The organism is Streptomyces sp. NPDC057694 (assembly GCF_042799415.1).
Classification (GTDB): domain Bacteria; phylum Actinomycetota; class Actinomycetes; order Streptomycetales; family Streptomycetaceae; genus Streptomyces.
In genome coordinates this window covers 1-18,046 of the sequence record NZ_JBHVIX010000048.1, presented here as the reverse complement: position 1 = coordinate 18,046, position 18,046 = coordinate 1, and the positions used below count along the sequence as shown (strand labels likewise).

Genomic DNA, 18,046 nt, shown 5'->3' with positions numbered 1-18,046 from the left:
GGTCGGGGCACGAGGGGCGCTGGACCAGGCCCCGGTGGGTCAGCCACGGGAAGGCTGGTCGATCATCAGGGCCTCGCCGCCGGTTTCGTGCAGGCGAGAACGCCATCTGCCGGCGCGCAGCTCAGGGTGCTGGTCTCGGCTCAGCAGGCGCGGGTGGGGCGGCCGGTGGGTGACGTACCGTCACCGCGGTGCCGACGAAGCCTCGATCGACCGTCCACCGCCCTTGGAGGTGCCCGAGGCGGATGCCTCCCACGACGGGTCCGGGGACGAGGAGTTCGACGTGGAAGCCGCCGTGCGCTGCTGTGCCGGGGTCCATGGAGAGGTCTATGTCCGCCTCGTCGAAGTCCAGCCGTCTGTGGGTCAGCGGGAACCATGCTTTGTAGACGGACTCTTTCGCGCTGTAGAGCACTCGGTCCCAGTGCACGGCAGGCCAGCGTGTGGCCAGTTGTGTCAGGCGGGTTCGTTCGGCGGGCAGTGAGACGGAGGGCAGGATGCCGTCCGGGAGGGGGCCATGGGGTTCGGCGTCGATGCCGAGGGAGGCCAGATCGGCGGCGCGGGCCAGGGCGGCGGCGCGGTAGCCGTCGCAGTGGGTCATGGTGCCGATCAGTCCGGCCGACCACTGCGGGGCCCCGCGCTCACCGGGCAGCACGGGTGCGGGCGGAACCCCGAGTTCGGCCATGGCACGGCGGGCGCAGGCACGGACCGCGGTGAACTCGCGGCGGCGCTTGTCCACTGCCCGCGCCACGCACGCCTGCTCCTCGGGATAGAGCAGAGCGCGGTCACTCCCGTCATCACCGAACGACTCGACAATCGCCACCGAGTCCGCGAGCAGCCCAGCAAGCACTGGTCCTTACCTCCATCGGCGCTACGAGAGTGCGCCGTTCAGTGTGGTCTGTCACTGACGCGCTGTCCGGCGAAGGACCCGGCCCGGTTCGACGGGGACGGGGTTCCTTCGCCGGACAGCGGCAGGCCGTACGGGGCGGTTCAGAGGGAGGGGGCGCCTCCGTCGCGGTCCAGGTGGATGTTGTGCTGGTTGGTCGCCTCGGAGATCTTGAGCTGGCTCACCGTCGGCGGATGGCCCGCCGCGATCAGGATGTAGCTGCCGACCGGCAGGTCTGCGAACTGGAAACTGCCGTCCTTCTTGGTGGTGGCGGTCAGCCCGGTGCCGGAGCCGTCCGTGAGGGTGAGTCGCACGTCGTTCACCGGCGTGCGCTCGCTGTCGCTGACCACCCCGCTCAGGCTGCCGAGACGGGAGAGTGCGGCGAGTTCCGCGGTCACGGTGATCTGCCGTGGTTCGCCGATCCGGATGTCGATGGCCGCGGGCCGGTAGCCGTCGTGGTGGACGACGAGGACGTACGGGCTGTACGCGAGCCTGTCGATGAGGAACGAGCCTTTGTCGTCCGTCGACAGGGAGCGGATGAGGCGGCCGTGCACGTCGGTCAGTATGACGGACGCGCCGTTGAGCGGCAGCCCGTCCGCCTCGTCCTGCGCGATGCCGCTGACCACTCCTTCGTCCTGGAAGGTGACGGTGTGTTCGATCTCTGAGGCCCCCTCGGTGAGGGCGAGTGGTGTGGCGGTCGAACGGTGCGTGTCCGACCGGGCGATGAGGATGTACGGTCCTTCGTGTCCGGGTGCCCGCAGTGCGTAGGCACCATTGGCGTCGGCCGATGTGTGTGCGACCTCGCGGCCGTCGTGGGTGACGAGGGTGAGCGCCGCTTCGGAGACCGGCACGTCGTCGGCCCAGACGACCCGGCCGCAGATCATGACGGCGCCGGCCGGGGCGGACCGTGTCGTGCGCGGGTCCGCGTTGATCATGATCGTGCAGATGACCGTGCCGATGAGCAGGATGCCGCTGACCCACCATGCGGCGGACGCGCTGCCGTGCACGATGGACCGGATGAGGAGTTCGTCCTGTCCGCCTTGGCCCTTGTGGTCGGCGAAGTAGGAGGCCGCCGCGGACGCCGCGAGGGTGTTGCTCAGTGCGAGGCCGATGGCTCCGCCGATCTGGCGTGCCGTCGTCTGGAAGGCGGACACCGCGCCGGAGTCGCGCTCCGCCACTCCGGCCAGCGAGGCGTGTGTGGTGGGTGAGTAGCTCAGGCCCATGCCGATGCCGAGCAGAAGCCAGGCCGGGAGCACCCCGAAGAGGTAGGAGCTGTCCTCGGAGAGCGTGGTGAACATCCAGACGCCGGCCGCGGTGAAGGCCAGGCCCGGGCCGACCAGCCAGCGCGTCGGGATCCGTCCCATGACGCGGGCGACCACCTGCGTCGCGACCACCATGACCGCGCCGACCATCGGCAGGAACGCGAGTCCTGCCTTCAGCGGCTTGTAGTGCATGACGAGCTGCAGGTGGTAGGTGGCGAACAGTGAGATGCCCAGCATGCCGAAGTTGAGCAGTGCGGCCCCGAGGAAGGCGCCCGCGCGGGTGCGTTCGACGACGACGCGCAGCGGGAGCAGCGGCTGGCGGATGCGGGTCTGGGAGAACAGGAAGGCGCCGATCAGGACGACGGACGCGGTCAACAGGCCTACTACGAGGGGGGAGTTCCAGCCGCGTTCGGGCGCCTCGGACAGGCCGTAGACGAGGGCGACCGGCCCCAGGCAGCCGAGGACCGCGCCGATCATGTCGAGGTTGATGTCCCGGTGGCCCCGGTCTCGTGGCAGGGTGGCGATGCCGAGGGCCGTCACGGCGATGGCGATCGGCACGTTCACGTAGAGGCACCAGCGCCAGCCCGCGTATTCGGTGAGGACACCGCCGATGATCAGTCCGATGGCGGCTCCGCTGCCGACGATGCCGCTGAAGAGGCCGAACGCCTTGGCCCTGTCCTTGGTTTCGGTGAAGCTGGTGGTCAGCAGGGAGACCGTGGCCGGCGACAGGATGGCGGCGAAGACGCCCTGTAGGGCGCGGGCGGCGATGAGCGTTTCGGTGTTGGGCGCGGCGCCGCCGATCGCGGAGACCAGGGCGAAGCCGATCAGGCCCACGAGGAAGGTCCGGCCGCGGCCGTACCGGTCGGCGAGCCGGCCGCCGATCAGGAGCAGTCCTCCGAAGGCGAGCGCGTACGCGGTGATCATCCATTGCCGGTTGGCGTCGGACATGTGGAGCGATTGCTGGACCGAGGGCAACGCGATCTGGACGATCGTGCCGTCGAGCATCACCATCAGCTGGGCGGTGGCGATGACGACGAGCACGTACCAGCGGTTGCGGTGGTTACGGTCGGCGGCCGCCTGGTCCGTCGCCGTCGCAACGCCTGCGCTCATGCCTGGCCTCCCTGCTCGGTCCTGGGCGTCGGGCGGAGTTTGTTGAGCAGGCGCGCGAACTCCGCGCGTTCGCTGCCGGTGAGGCCGGTGACGAGTTCGTCGGCGAGGGCTTGCCTGCCCCACTCGATCTCCTGCATCAGTGCGTTGCCCTTGTCGGTGACGCCGACCAGGACCGCGCGTCGGTCGTCCGGATCCGGGGCCCGCTGAACGAGTCCACGGCGCTCGAGCCCGTCGACGAGGGTGGTGACGGTGCGGGGGGCCACATCGAATGTGTGGGCCAGCGTGCTCATGCGCTGGGGGGTCCCCTGCTCGTACAGGTCGGTCAGCAGGCTGGCCTGGGAGAAGGGGACCTGGTTGCTGGCGAACACGGTCCCGGCGTGGCGCAGAAGCGGTGACACCGTTTCTGTCAGAGCCGCGACGAGCTCGGAAGCCGTGACCTCGGGGTCCTGAACCACGGACACCTCCATGGTGAGTCATAGAACATCTTGAGTACATGCTCAATATGTCAGTCGACTCATGAAGTTCGCAAGCAGGTCGGCGCGCACGTCCGCCCACGCTCCTGCCATAGGGAACCTTTCGGACCTGTTTCACATAAGAAAGAAACCCGACACCTTCCGTGTACTTTGCGTTCTCTCGATGATCTTTTTACCTTTGGATTAAAGGTTGTATGATTCAATCGAATGTGTCGCAATGAATGTGTCAGAATCGTGAACAAGCATGGCGACCGGCGGGCTTGATGTAAATAAGACAACGGGGGTTGTTTTCATTGGGTTTGCTCATCGAGCGAAAAGGCGAAATATCCGCCCTCTGTGAACTCATTTCGGACGGGAAATCCGGAAACGGCAGGATCGCAGTCATAAGCGGCGTGGCCGGCAGTGGCAAGACCGCCCTGCTCCAGGAAGCGGTCGACTGCATGACCGAACAGGGTTCGGTCGTCGTCAACGTCACCTGCTCACCCCTGGAACGAGACGCACCGCTGGCCGTCGTACGGCAGCTCTTCGGCGCACTGCCGCTCGGGCCCGAACTCACCGAGCAGCTCACCGACCTGCTGGCGGAAGGGGTGCAGGCGACCGGAGGTGAGATCGCCACGGCCATCACGCCGTCACACTCCAAGGTCGCCGAGGAACTGTGGGGGGTCCTGGCCGCCTTCTCCCAGCGCATCCCCGTCGTCGTCCTCATCGACGACGTGCAGAATTCCGATGCGGTTTCCCTGATGTACTTGCTCTATTTCATTCGCCGACTGCGCTCGGCATGCGTCACGATGTTGTTGTCGCATGTCGAGGATCCACAGCCACGCTTCCCTCTTTTCCGGGCAGAAATCATGCATCTCCCGACGCTGAGCCATATTCGCACGGGGCCACTCAGCCCGGTGGGCGCAGCGGAATTGCTGGCGGATCACCTGGGGGCTGAGAAGGCGGTCCTACTCGGACCGAAATTCCACGAAATCAGTGGCGGAAGTCCGCTCCTGCTGCGCGCCCTGCTGCGCGATCTGGCCGACTCCGCGGCCGCGGTCCGCAGGCAGGGCGAACCGGCGGCCGGAGAGCACTTCGCGGAGGCCGTGGTCACCTGCCTGCGCCGGTCGGGACCGAAGACCCTGGAAGCCGCTCAGTGGGTGGCCCTCCTCGGCGACAGCAGCGGCAAAGAACTCCTGGGCGAGTGTCTCGGGACCAGCCCGGAGTCCGCCCACCGGCTGCTGCGGATCCTCGAAACCATCGGTGTGACCCGAGGAGGGCGATTCCGCCACCCCGCGGCGAGAGCCGCGGTCATGGACGGTATCTCCGAGCAGAACCGCACGGAGATGCAGCTTCGTGTCGCTCGCATGTTCTACGACACCGGGGCCCCCGCCACTCAGGTCGCCGGGCACCTCGTCGGCCAGGTGGAGCGGACCGAGCTCTCCCCCGACCAGGCGGTGTGGGCGGTCTCGGTGCTCCGCGAGGCCGCGGACCGGGCCCTGACGGACCATCGGGTCGAGGAAGCCATCACCTGGCTGCGTCAGGCCCACCGGCTCTGCACCGACAAGGCGGAACGGGGCGCCATTCTCTTCCACCTCGCCCGCATCCAGTGGCGGCAGAGCCCGACAGCGGCCCTGCGCTGTCTCGACCAGGTGACCAAGCCGTTCACGCAGGAACGGTTCGGCACCCCGTACACCCTGCTGCTCGTCCGCTACCTGCTGCGCGGCGGGCGGCACCAGGAGGCCCAGGAGATCCTGCACCGGCTGCACCGCGAGGACGACGCGCTCCCCGACGAAGTACGCGCGGAACTGCGGCTGCTGGAGATGTGGCTGGCGGTCTCCTTCCCCTCGGTGGCCGAGCAGTTCCCCTACGACCAGAGTCTGGTCGTGCGGCGCAGCGACCCGCTCATAGGACGGGACGAGTTGCAGTGGCAGGCCGCCAGGCTGCTCATCGGGGTGCTGGGCGGAGGCGCGGACAGCGGATTCATCAGCGAGGTCGAACAGGCCCTGCGTCTCTACCAGGTGGCCGAAGCCACCCTTGAACCACTCGTGATGGGGCTGTCCGCGCTGATCTTCGCGGACCGACTCGACAGCGCCGGTTCCTGGTGCGCCTCACTGATGGACGAGGTCGAGGGCACCGACGCCCCCGCCTGGCGCGCCTCCCTGTCGGCGCTGCGCGCTGAGATCGCGGTGCGCCAGGGAGACCTGCAGGGCGCCGTCGGGCTCGCCGGGCAGGCGCTGGACGACATCTGTGCCGAAGGGTGGGGCGTGGAGATCGGCAGCCCCCTGTCCACTCTGGTGCTCGCCCATGTGGCGATGGGACAGACCGAAGAGGCCGACGCGCTGCTCCAACTCCCGGCAGCCGGGCCCATGCACGAGAGCCGGTACGGCGTGCAGTACCGCTACGCGCGCGCCCACCACCACCTCGCCGCCGATCGCCCCCAGGCCGCCCTGCGGGACTTCCTCGACTGCGGCACCCTGATGCGCCGGTGGAAACTCGACGCTCCCGGCCTCGCCCTGTGGCGGGCGGGTGCGGCCGAGGCCCAGCTCCGCCTCGGCAACCACGCACGGGCCAAGGCGCTGATGGACGAGCAATGGGCCCTGCTGGCCGGCAATCGCACCAGCCGCAGCGCCGGCATCGCCCTGCGGATGTGCGCCGCGGTCACCCGGCCGGAGCGGCGTCCGGCGCTCCTGCGGCAGTCCGCGGAAATCCTCCAGGGCTGCGGCGACCGTTACGAACTGGCCAGGACGATGACGGACCTCGCGCACGCCCACGAGGCCCTCGGCGAGAGCGCCCGGGCCCGGCACGCCTCGCGCAAGGCACTGCGGCTCGCGCAGGCATGCGGTGCCGCGGGGATCGTCGCCCGCCTGCGCCCTGCGCAGACCGCGCCGACCGCGCCGACCGCGGAGCCGACGGCCGAGACGGACTGGCAGCCGGAGTCCGAGACGAGTCCCGCCCCGCAGAGCGAGGGGATCACCGACCTGAGCAGGGCCGAGAGCAAGGTGGCCGCCCTGGCGTCGATGGGGTACTCGAACCGGGAGATAGGCGACCGTCTGCACATCACCATCAGCACAGTGGAACAGCACCTCACCCGGGTCTACCGGAAACTGGCCGTCAACAGCCGCGAGGACCTGCCGACGACCAGCCTCCAGCCACTGGTGTCCTACTGAGGCTGCCTGATGCCGAGGTCTTCCAGTACGTCCGCGGCGCGTACGGTGCCGCCTGCCTCCCGGATGCGCTCGCGCAGCCCGGCCACGCTCGTGAGCACCTCCGGGCCGTCCGCCACGGACCCCACGGCGTCCAGCAGCGCCTGCGCCGTCAGGTTCTCACCCTCCGGCAGTTCGGTGCCCAGGCCCAGCGTGACCGCCCGGCGTGCCACCATCCGCTGTTCCTGGGCCTGCGCGGCCATCACCAGCGGTGTCCCGCAGGCCAGGGACTCCATCACACTGCCCATGCCGGCCTGACAGACGAACACGCGGGCGTGCGGCAGCACTGCCAGGTGCGGCAGCCAGCGGTGCACCTCCACATGAGCCGGCAGCGGTCCGAGCTCGGCCGGGTCGACCCCCGCGCGGCCCACGGTCAGCACGGCGTGCCAGGGGCTGTCCGCGAAGGCCTTCACACACGTACGGAAGAACTCCGGGCGGTCGCCGTAGGACGTGCCGAGCGAGACCAGCACGACGGGCCTGCCGTCCGCAGGAGGCTGCCACGCGGCGGCGGGCGGGGACGGGTCCAGACAGGGTCCGACGAAGACGTACCGGTCGTCGAAGGTGTCGCCTCCCGGCTGGAAGTCACGCGGGAAGAAGGCCATGCGCGGCCCCCGGAATCCCGTGACGAAGTCCAGCGGCGTGAGGTCCTGTGCTCCGTACGCGGCCATCAGCGCGGTCAGGTCCTCGCGGAACCGGCGCGCGGCCGGCCTCTCGGCCGGCCCGTCGTCCTGCGGGGAGCCCCGCAGCATGGCCGCGAGCGAGAACCCGCCGGCGCGCTGCGGAAGGAAGACCGGGGAAAACTCCAGTGCGGGCAGCCGCCACAGCCGGGCCAGCAGCCGGCCGGCCGGGTTCATCGTCGTGTCGTACGCCACCACGTCCGGGCGCGCGTCACCGAAGTGGTCCATGATCGCCGGCAGCAGCGCGGAGGACTCGGCGATCGCCGCCGTCAGCGCGAGCGGGAGCCAGTCGGGGGAGTCGCCCGGCGCGGCCCCGGCGAAGTCGGGGACGCCCGGGTCGTACCGCACCGCTTCGGCCCCCGTCGCGCCGACCTCGGCGGCGAACTGATCGGTCGTGGCGTAACTGACCCGGTGACCTCGCCGCACCAGCTCGGCGGCGACGGGCAGCGTGGGCCGCACGTGCCCGTGGGCGGGGGCGGTGAAGAACAGGTAGTGGCGGGTGGGGCGCGGTTCGGTCACGGGGACTCCTCGGATTCAGGTGCCGGCCAGGTCGATCACGTACCGGCCGTAATCAGTGCTCAAGCCGGTCCGCCGGCCGATCTCGAAGAGCTCCTCGGCACCGATGAAACCCATGCGGTACGCCACCTCCTCGATGCAGGCGATACGTATCCCCTGGCGCTTCTCGATCAGTTGAACGAACATGGCCGCGTCGAGCAGGCTGTCGTGTGTGCCGGTGTCGAACCAGGCGCTGCCGCGGCCCAGGTTGACCAGACGGGCCCGGCCGGCCTTCAGGTACAGGGTGTTGAGGTCGGTGATCTCCAGCTCGCCGCGGGCCGAGGGGGTCAGCTGCCCCACCAGGTCCACGGCGTCGTTGCCGTAGAAATAGAGACCGGTCACCGCCAGATTCGAGCGAGGCTTCTCCGGCTTCTCCTCCAGGGAGACGAGCGTCCCGTCGGCGTCCGTGACGGCGATGCCGTAACGCTCGGGGTCGGCGACCGGGTAGCCGAACAGGGTGCAGCCGTCGAGCTGCTGCCGCTCGCGCTGGAGCATGGTCGGCAGTTGGTGGCTGTAGAAGATGTTGTCGCCGAGGATGAGGGCGATGTCCTCGTCGCCCACGAAGTCCCGGCCGATGCGCAGGGCGTCGGCGAGTCCGTCGGGGCTGGGCTGTTCGGCGTAGGAGATCTGGACGCCGAGCCAGCGGCCGTCGCCGAGCAGATCACGGTAGGAGCCGAGGAACCCGGGGGCGCTGATGATCAGGATCTCCCGGATACCCGCGTGCATCAGCACGGACAGGGGGTAGTAGATCATCGGCTTGTTGTAGACCGGCAGGAGCTGTTTCGAAGCAACACGGGTCACGGGCCTCAGCCTCGTGCCGGTTCCGCCTGCCAGGACGATTCCACGCATGATGTCCTTCCGGCTCCGCCTCAGGGCAGCAACGGCTTCCACCAGGAGGTGTTCTCCCGGTACCAGGCGACAGTCGCCCGCAGTCCGTCGGCGAACGGGACGCCGGGCCGGTACCCCAGAGCACGGAGTTTCGAGTCGTCGAGTGAGTAACGCCGGTCGTGGCCCAGCCGGTCGGGGACCCGCTCGACCCTGTCAGCACCGAGGCCGAATTCCTCCAGCAGCAGCCGCGTCAACTCCGCATTGGTCAGTTCGGTGCCGCCGCCGATGTGATAGACCTCGCCGGGTTCCCCTTTTTCCAGCACCAGCCGGATACCGGCACAGTGGTCGTCCACGTGCAGCCAGTCGCGAATGTTTCCGCCGTCTCCGTACAGCGGAACTCTGTGCCCTTCCATGAGCAGGGTCACAAAGCGCGGGATGGCCTTCTCCGGAAATTGGTAGGGGCCGTAGTTGTTGGAACACCGGGTGACGGAGACATGCATGTCGTACGTGCGGGAGTAGGCCAGCACCAGATGGTCGGCGCCGGCCTTGGCCGCGGCGTACGGCGAGTTCGGGGAGAGCGGGGACTCCTCGGTCCACGAGCCGGTGTCGATCGATCCGTACACCTCGTCGGTGGAGATGTGCACGAACCGCTTGACTCCCGCCCGACGTGCGGATTCGAGGAGTGTGTGGGTTCCCAGGACGTTCGTCCGGACGAACACCGACGGGCCCTCGATGGAGCGGTCCACATGAGTCTCCGCCGCGAAGTTGACGATGACGTCATGCCCCGGCAGCACCTCCGCCAGCAGTTCCCCGTCGGCGATGTCACCTTTGACGAACGTGAAACGCGGATGGTCGACGACCGGGGCCAGATTCTCCAGATTGCCGGCGTAGGTCAGCGCATCGTACGCGGTTATCTCCATGTCCGGGGCCATGGACCCGGAATGTGTAAGGGAGTTCCGGACGAAAGCCGATCCGATGAAACCGGCTGCCCCGGTCACTAGGGCACGCATTGGTTTTCTCCCTGGTTGCCCGAACAAGTGGGCGCCACTGTAATGAGGGTCCGAGCAGTGGTCCATACCCCTTATTCGGCGTCGCGGGGCGGCCCTTGGCTAGGGGGTTGTAAGGGTTCCGTTCGGGTGGGGGTGGGTCCATAGGTTCTGTCCGAGGCGAGCCACGAGACCGCCGCTGCGAGGCGGGACGGCGATCCCGGACCGGTCGCGGGGACGTGGCGTGGGACCGAGGTTCACCGTCACGTCGTCCGCCGTGGCGGCCGACCGCCTCACCGGTACAGGGCCGTACGAACCCGACGAAGGGACGACCGTGGAAGTCAGCCTCATGGGCCTGGCGGGAATGGGCTGGATCGCGAAGTCGCTGACCGCCGCGGCGGAACTCGGCCTCGCCGAGCACCTCGACGGCGCGCCGATGACCGTGGAGGAACTCGCCAAGCAGACTGGCACCCACCCGGAAACGCTCGAGGCGCTGTTGCGGATCCTGTCCGCGCTCGGCGTCTTCCGCCGCGACGACGCCGGCGCGTACCTCAACACGGCGCTGTCCGACCAGCTCCGCGACGACCATCCGCAGTCGATGCGGCACTACGTGATGCTCTCGGGCGGCCTGTACGCCGATACGTTCACCGCCCTCACCCACACCCTTCGCACCGGCGAGTCCGCCTTCCGCCACCTGCACGGCACCCGCATCTACGAATACCTTGAGCAGCACCCCGACGAGGCCGACCTGTACGACCGGGCGATGGCCGACCTGGCCCGGCCCGTCGCCGCGGCCCTTGCCGGAACCTACGATTTCGCCGCCGTCCGCAGCGTGCTCGACGTGGGCGGCAACAGCGGAGAGCTGCTCAAGGGGCTGCTCACCGCGCACCCGCACCTGAGCGGCACCTGCCTGGACCGGGCGGACGTCTGCACCCGCGCCGCCGCGGAACTGGCCGCATCCGGCCGCGAGGACCTCGCCGAACGGCTCACCTACCGGCCCGGAGACTTCTTGCAGGAGGTGCCGGCCGGAGCCGACCTGTACACCGTCAAGAATGTGCTGCACAACTGGAACCACGAGCACAGCGTCGTGATCCTCGGCCGGATCCGGGAGGCCCTGGAGCGCACCGGCGCCGACCGGCCCGCCGGACAGCAGCCCCGGCTGCTGGTCATCGAGCCACTGATCGAGACCGATCTCGACTGGATGCGCGTGCTGTTCCAGATGGTCGTCTGTGAGGACGGAACCCGCGGCCGTACCGACGACGTCCAGCGGGCCCAGATCGCGGAGGCCGGACTCGAGGTCCTCGACACGCTCCGCCTCTCCACGGGCCACACGGCCCACATCTGCGCCGCCGCTCGCTGAAGGAGCCCCTGTGACCGTGCCGCAGTCCCTGCTGACCACCGCGCCGCCCGCCTGGAAGATCCTCAACAAGGGCAGTGACGCCGAACCTCTCGTGCTGGCGGTCGACTTCGCCGTCTCCGGACGCCCCGAGTCCACGTTCACAGATCTCGGCGCTCTGCTGTCCCCGAGCATCCCGCTGTGGGAGACCCGGCAGCCGCCACCGGAGCAGGCCCGCACCTTCGACGGCGAGGACTTCGCGTCGTACTGGGTGCGGGGGGTGGCCGATACCGGACGTCCCGTGCGTGCCGTGCTCGGCTACTGCGTCGGCGGCCTGTACGCGGCCCACGTCGCCCAACTCCTCGCGGCGGCGCAGGACGAGACGCCGGCCGTCATTCTGCTCGACCCCGAGCCGCCCCACCGGGCGGGCATGGTCGCGGACTTCCGGGCAGCCGTGGCGCGTCTGTGCTCCGTGCTCAGCCCCGAGGAGTCGGCGCTGGCCGGGCAGGCCGCCGAAGAGGCGGCCCAGCAGAGCACCGGTGTCGCCGCGCTCGGCACCGCACTGACCGAGGTCTTCAGCGGCATCGCCGGCGCCGCCTTCGCGCGAGCGGAGCTGCCCGCCGAACTCGCCGGCGAACTCAGCGACGCCTACGCGGCGTTCGTCACCTACATCGCGGCGGCCGGCGTCTTCGATCCGGCCATGGCGTGGGCCGATGCCACCGCGCTGACCACTCCCGCGGCCGACCCGCGTGCCCGGTACGCCCGGCGGCTCGTCCCCGTCGACGCCGCCCACGAGGACATCCTGCGCAGCCCCGCCACCGCGGACGCCATCACCGGGCTGCTCGCCCGGTCCCGTGCACAGAGCTAGACCTCCCGGTCCGACCGGCGGGCGCCGGACGGTGCCGGCCGTGACCATCGACCACCAGCGAAAGGGTGACCCATCGTGCAGTCAGCCGAGAAGGCGAAGCCGGCCGGCGGCGCCGCGGCAGCCCTGCTTGCCGCGCTGACCCAGAAGCGGCGGCTGGACGCGGCCACGCCCAAGGAGAACGCCCTGTGGCTGCTGGACCGGCTGCTGCCCGAGGCCGGTGTCAACAACGTTCCCTTCGCCGTCCGCGTCGACGGACGGCTCGACACCACCGCGCTCCAGGCCGCCGTCGACGCGCTGGTACACCGCCACGAGGTGCTGCGCACGGTCTATCTCGACCGGCGGGCGGGCCTGGTCCGCGAGGTGCTCGGTGACGACACCCCCGGTCCGCGCGTCGTGGTCCACGACGTCGTCGCGGACGTGCTGGACAAGGCACTGCGGGAGTTCGCCGCGACCCCGATCCGGTGCGACGGCCGGCTGATGCTGCGGGTGGCGGTCTTCCGTGGTCCGGAGGCCGACACTCTCGCCGTGGTGGTCCACCACCTCGTCTTCGACGCGGCCTCCGTACCGGTCCTGATCGCTGAACTCGCCGCCTCCTACGACGCCTCGTCGACCGGTCGCGACCTGCCCGACGAGCTGCGCGACCCCGCCCCCGCCCTGCGGGATGCCGCACCCCGCGAGGAGAGCCTCGCCCACTGGCGCACCGCGCTCGACGGCTTCGCCCCGTCCGGTCCCGACCTGGACTGCACGCGCCCCGCACCGGCCCGGCCCACCCTGGCGGGCGACACCGTCCTGCACGTCCTGGACGACGAGACCCGGGACCTGGTGCGCACACTCCAGCGCACCTTGCGGGCGCCTGAGGCCGTCATCCTCCTCACCGCCTTCGGTCTGCTGCTCGCGGCGCACGGAGCGGGCCCCGACCTCGTCGTCGGATCCCCGGTCAACATCCGGCCGCCCGAGGCACAGCGTGCGATCGGCTATCACGTCAACACCCTGCCGCTGCGGCTGACCGTCGACTCCGACCGTGGCTTCCGCGACCTGGTGAAGGTGGCGCGCACGGCCTTCTTCGGCGCGCTCGCCCACAGCGACGTACCCGTGGACGCCATCGCCCACGAGACCGCGCGCGAGACGGTGTCCTGGCGCGACACCCTCTTCCAGCACATGTTCAACTACGTGCCCGTGGAGCCCGACCGGGCGCTCACCCTGGGCGGGGTCCCGGCCCGGCCGCTGCACGTGGAGAGCGGATTCAGCAAGTTCGACCTGGAACTGTTCGTGCAGTCCGGCGCCGACCACATCGGCCTGCGCCTTCTGTACTGCACCGAGGCGCTCGACCGGGCCGACGCCGAGGCGCTGGCTCACCGGTACGCGGCCCTGCTGCGGACCGTCGCCGCCGAACCCGACCGGCCCGTCGGCGAGCTGGACGTGTGGAGCGCGGAGGACCACGCGCTGCCCGGCCCCGGAACGGCACGGACCGTGCCGGGCATCGCGGTCGAGGCCGACCGCGCCCTCGACGCGTTCCGCACCCGCGCCGACGGTCCGGTGCTCGGCCTCACGGACGCGGCGGCAAGCTGTGCGGCCGACGGCGGCTACCCCTATGTCGTCCGCCCCGTCGACGCCCGGCACGTCGCCGTCGTCGGGCGGGCCGGCAACCGGCTCCCGGCCGGGGTGCGCGGCGAGGTGTGCCTCGTACGGCCCGACGGGGCCACGCATGTGGCCACCGGCTGGAAGGGCGGCCGGCGCCGCGACGGCGCGCTGGAGCTGTACGGCCATGCCGACCGTGTCGTCCTGCTGCACGGACGGCCGGTGCACCCCGAACGCGTGGAGGCGGTGCTGACGGCGCATCCGGAGGTCAGTGGGGCGGCGTTGGTCGTCGCGGACGGGACGGCGCTCGCGTTCGTCACCGCGGACGAACGGCCCGGCCTCGTGGACGACATCGCCGCTCACGTGGCCCGGCTGGTGCCGCGCGCGGTGCAGCCCGCCCGGGTGATCCGCGCCGACGGGCTGCCGCCGCACCCCGACGGCGGCTGGGACACCGCGGCGCTGCTGGCGCTCGCCGCGGCCGAGCCGGAGAGCGAACAGGACGACGCCGACGGGCTGGTGGGCGATCTGCGCGGGCTGTGGCGTGAACTCCTCGATCTCGCGGATCCCGCCGGCGCCGACGCCAACTTCTTCTCGCTGGGCGGACATTCACTGCTCGGCACCCAGCTGGTGCAGCGCGTCGACGAGATGACCGGGACGCGGATCAAGCTGGCCGACCTGTTCGACAACCCGACGCCGCGCAGCCTCGCGCGGCATGTGCAGGCGCTGCGCGACGGCAGCTGACCGGACCCGGCCGCGCTCCTGGACCGACCGCCCCTTCGAAGCGCCACGCATGTGGCGGGGCCTCCGCCGTGTCCCCCGACGGCGGAGGCCCACAAACCTGTGTGAAGAGACCGACGACGGGAGCAAGAACGTGTCCGAACTCCGAGGCAGCGCAGACGACTCCGCCTTGTTCCCCCGGGCGGGGACCGTGCTGCCCTGGGTCCTGACGGGTCCTGGTGCCGCCGCCGTACGGGCCCGCGCCGAGGCTCTGCGCACGTATCTCGACGCGACCGGCGCATGGGTGCCGGCCGGGGTCGGGCGGAGCCTCGCCGCCGGGGCCGGGGCGGACACCCACCGGGCCGTCGTGCTCGCCGGGGACCGTGCGCAGACCCTGGACGCGCTCGCCGCGCTGGCAGCCGGCGCCGACCATCCGGCCGTGGTCACCGGCACGCGCGCCGTCGCTTCCCCGGCAGGGCCGGTGTTCGTCTTCCCCGGGCAGGGCTCGCAGTGGACCGGAATGGCCCGTGAACTTCTCGACACCGCTCCGGTGTTCGCACGCAAGCTGCACGACTGCGCCGACGCGTTCGCCCCCTATCTGGAGCACTCCCTGCTGGACTCCGTGACGGGCGCGCCCGGTGTTCCCGAGCCGGCCGGCGCCGACGTGGTGCAACCCGCACTGTTCACGGTGATGGTGGCGTTGGCCGACCTGTGGAGCGCGGCCGGTGTCACCCCCGGCGCCGTGCTCGGGCACAGCCTCGGCGAACTGGCCGCCGCGCATGTCTGCGGGGCGCTGTCCCTGGACGACTGTGCCCGCGTCGTGGCCCGTTGGAGCCAGGCACAGGCCACCCTCGCCGGGCGCGGCGACATGGTGTCGGTGCTGCTGCCCGCGGGCGAACTCGCCGACCTGCTCGACCGGCGCTGGCCGGGCCGGCTGGTCGTCGCCGTGGAGAACAGCCCCGGCTCGGCCGTCGTCTCCGGCGACGCGGACGCGGCGACGGAGCTCGTCGTCCACCTCACCGCCGAGGGCATCCACGCCCGGCGCGTCGATGTGGGGCTCGCCGCGCACTCCCCGCACATGGACGCGATCCTCTCCCGCGTCCGCGCGGACATCGCCCCCATCCGTCCGGGCGCCCCCCGCATCCCCGTCTATTCCGCGCTGCACGGCGGAGCACTGGACGGCACTCCCATGGATGCCGCCTACTGGTGCCGCAACCTGCGCTCCACCGTCCGTTTCGCCGACGCCACCCGCGCGGTGCTGGAGGCCGGGCACACCACGCTCGTCGAGGTCAGCCCGCACCCGGTGCTGACCACCGCCATGGAGGTCTCCGCCACCCGGGCGGGCCGTCCGGCCGACGTTCTCGCCACCCTGCGCCGCGACGATGGGGGTCCGTCCCGCTTCCTCGCGTCGCTGGCCGAGCTGTACGTGTCCGGCGGTGACGCGGACCTGCGGACCGTTCTGCCCGCTGCCGAGGCCGTACCGTTGCCGGAGGCGGTCCGCACCGCGGGGCCGCGCGCGGAGTCCGCGGACGGTGACGCCTCCCACGAGACGCTGCGCGCTCGCCTGGCGCCGCTCGACCCGGCCGAGCGCCACGCCCACCTGCTGTCCTTGGTGCGGGAGTGCACCGCCCCGGCGCTCGACGGTGGCGACGAGCGCTCCATCGACGGCCGACGCGCTTTCCGGGACCTCGGCATCACCTCGCTCGCCGCCGTCGCAATCCGCGACCGGCTGCACTCCGCGACCGGGTTGCGGCTCTCCCCCACCGTCGTCTTCGACCATCCCACGCCCGACGCGCTCGCCGCCCATGTGGACGCCGAATTCTTCGGCACCGCGGCCGGCACCGAGCCCGCTTTGGCCGTCCGGAGCCGGGCCGCGCTGCACGACGAGCCCATCGCGATCGTCGGCATGGCCTGCCGCTACCCGGGGGGCGTGGGCTCCCCCGCCGACCTGTGGCGCTCGGTGCTCGCCGGTGCCGATGCGGTCGGCCCGCTGCCCACGGACCGCGGCTGGAACCTCGCCGACGGTTACGACCCCGAGATGGCAGGCCCCGGCCGGTTCTCCCAGCACGAGGGCGGATTCCTCCACGAGGCCGCCGAGTTCGACGCGGAGTTCTTCGGGATCTCCCCGCGCGAGGCGCTCGCCATGGACCCGCAGCAGCGGCTCGCGCTGGAGTCCACCTGGGAGGCGATCGAGGACGCCGGGCTCGACGCGCACGCCCTCAAGGGCTCGCGCACCGGTGTGTTCCTCGGCATGATCACCCAGGACTACGGCCCCCGTGCCGGTGAACCCACCGCCCAGGCCGGCGCCGTCGAGGGCCACCTGTTCCTCGGCTCCACCGGCAGCGTCGCCTCCGGTCGTCTCTCCTACGTGCTCGGTCTGGAGGGGCCGTCGCTGACCATCGACACGGCCTGCTCCTCGTCACTGGTCGCCCTGCACGAGGCGTGCCAGGCGCTGCGCATCGGTGAGTGCGACATGGCGCTGGCCGGCGGTGTCACCGTGATGCCGAGCACCGGCATGCTCGTCGAGTTCTCCCGGCAGCGGGGCCTGTCGCCGGACGGGCGGTGCAAGGCGTTCTCCGCGTCCGCCGACGGCTTCGGCCTGGCCGAGGGCGTGGGCATGCTCGTCGTCGAGCGGTTGTCGGACGCGCGGCGGCTGGGGCACCGGGTGCTGGCGGTGGTGCGGGGCAGTGCGGTCAACCAGGACGGTGCCTCGAACGGGCTGAGCGCGCCGAGCGGTCCGGCCCAGCAGCGGGTGATCCGGCAGGCGCTCGCCAATGCGGGCGTCCCGCCCACGCAGGTGGACGTCGTGGAGGCGCACGGTACCGGCACCCGGCTCGGCGATCCGATCGAGGCGCAGGCCCTGCTCGCCACGTACGGGCAGGATCGTCCGGGTGAACGGCCCTTGTGGCTGGGGTCGTTGAAGTCGAACATCGGGCACGCCCAGGCCGCCGCCGGTGTCGGCGGCATCATCAAGATGGTGATGGCGCTGCGGGCCGGAACCCTGCCGCGCACTCTGCACGCCGACGAGCCCTCGCCCCACATCGACTGGACGGCAGGGAACGTGCAGCTCCTCACCGAGGAGCGGGAGTGGCCCCAGGCCGACCACCCGCGCCGGGCCGGTGTGTCGTCGTTCGGTGTGAGCGGCACCAACGCACACGTGATCCTGGAGGAGGCCCGCGAGACGGACGGTGCGACCGAGGTGGTCGACGGCGTCCTGGGCAGCGCGCCCGGGTTCGTGCCGTGGGTGCTGTCCGCCGCGTCCGCCGAGGCCCTGCGCGGACAGGCCGAGCGGCTGCGCGAGCACGTGGCCGGGCAGCCCGGACTCGCCCCCGCCGACGTGGCGTTCTCCCTCGCGACACGGCGCACGGCGCTGGAACACCGGGCCGTTGTCGTAGGCGGCGATCAGGACGAACTCCTCGACGCCCTGGACGCGTTGAGCAGTGGACGCCCCACTTCCCGGGCCGTGCCGGGTGACGCGGCCGCCCATTCCCGCCGCCCGGTGTTCGTGTTTCCGGGGCAGGGCTCGCAGTGGACGGGCATGGCCGTGGAACTGCTGGCCACCTCACCCGTCTTCCGCACCTCCATGGACAC

Annotated in this window: 11 protein-coding genes; 5 read left to right on the top strand and 6 right to left on the bottom strand. The window is 70.9% G+C overall.

The features are described from left to right. Positions 1-121: 121 nt before the first annotated feature. The 3 genes from ACFVDP_RS43265 to ACFVDP_RS43255 form a co-directional block, all read right to left on the bottom strand. The gene (locus ACFVDP_RS43265; RefSeq protein WP_383503230.1) at positions 122-844 is read right to left on the bottom strand and encodes a 4'-phosphopantetheinyl transferase; all 723 of its coding nucleotides are present in this window, start codon (positions 842-844) and stop codon (positions 122-124) included. 140 nt (positions 845-984) lie between these two features. Beyond that, a complete protein-coding gene (locus ACFVDP_RS43260; RefSeq protein WP_383503228.1) occupies positions 985-3,252 on the bottom strand; it encodes a DHA2 family efflux MFS transporter permease subunit in 2,268 nt (755 codons plus the stop codon). Beyond that, complete coding sequence (locus tag ACFVDP_RS43255; protein WP_383503226.1) at positions 3,249-3,707, bottom strand: MarR family winged helix-turn-helix transcriptional regulator; 459 nt, start codon at positions 3,705-3,707, stop codon at positions 3,249-3,251. Before ACFVDP_RS43255 ends, ACFVDP_RS43260 begins: the two co-directional genes overlap by 4 nt. A gap of 302 nt (positions 3,708-4,009) precedes the next feature. Here ACFVDP_RS43255 and ACFVDP_RS43250 point away from each other — a divergent pair, with 302 nt between their 5' ends. Continuing rightward, complete coding sequence (locus ACFVDP_RS43250; RefSeq protein ID WP_383503225.1) at positions 4,010-6,874, top strand: AAA family ATPase; 2,865 nt, start codon at positions 4,010-4,012, stop codon at positions 6,872-6,874. Here ACFVDP_RS43250 and ACFVDP_RS43245 read toward each other — a convergent pair. Genes ACFVDP_RS43245 through rfbB form a run of 3 tightly spaced genes read right to left on the bottom strand, consistent with a single transcriptional unit; the run spans position 6,868 to position 9,980 of the window. Beyond that, entirely contained in the window at positions 6,868-8,106 is a 1,239-nt protein-coding gene (locus tag ACFVDP_RS43245) for a macrolide family glycosyltransferase (protein WP_383503223.1), read from the bottom strand. The genes ACFVDP_RS43250 and ACFVDP_RS43245 overlap by 7 nt on opposite strands. Before the next feature lie 15 nt (positions 8,107-8,121). Then, a complete protein-coding gene (rfbA, locus tag ACFVDP_RS43240) occupies positions 8,122-8,991 on the bottom strand; it encodes a glucose-1-phosphate thymidylyltransferase RfbA (RefSeq protein WP_383503221.1) in 870 nt (289 codons plus the stop codon). Between the two features lie 20 nt (positions 8,992-9,011). Continuing rightward, complete coding sequence (gene rfbB / locus ACFVDP_RS43235; protein ID WP_383503219.1) at positions 9,012-9,980, bottom strand: dTDP-glucose 4,6-dehydratase; 969 nt, start codon at positions 9,978-9,980, stop codon at positions 9,012-9,014. Between the two features lie 220 nt (positions 9,981-10,200). Here rfbB and ACFVDP_RS43230 point away from each other — a divergent pair, with 220 nt between their 5' ends. The 4 genes from ACFVDP_RS43230 to ACFVDP_RS43215 form a co-directional block, all read left to right on the top strand. Beyond that, positions 10,201-11,316 (top strand): methyltransferase, encoded by a 1,116-nt coding sequence (locus ACFVDP_RS43230; RefSeq protein WP_383503217.1) that lies wholly within the window; start codon positions 10,201-10,203, stop codon positions 11,314-11,316. 10 nt (positions 11,317-11,326) lie between these two features. After that, positions 11,327-12,160 carry a hypothetical protein gene (locus ACFVDP_RS43225; protein WP_383503215.1) on the top strand — a complete coding sequence of 278 codons (834 nt, stop codon included), beginning with the start codon at positions 11,327-11,329 and terminating at the stop codon, positions 12,158-12,160. A 75-nt stretch (positions 12,161-12,235) separates the two neighbouring features. Next, entirely contained in the window at positions 12,236-14,479 is a 2,244-nt protein-coding gene (locus tag ACFVDP_RS43220) for a condensation domain-containing protein (protein ID WP_383503213.1), read from the top strand. Between the two features lie 130 nt (positions 14,480-14,609). Then, on the top strand, positions 14,610-18,046 hold a 3,437-nt coding region (locus ACFVDP_RS43215; protein ID WP_383503212.1), incomplete at its 3' end, for an acyltransferase domain-containing protein.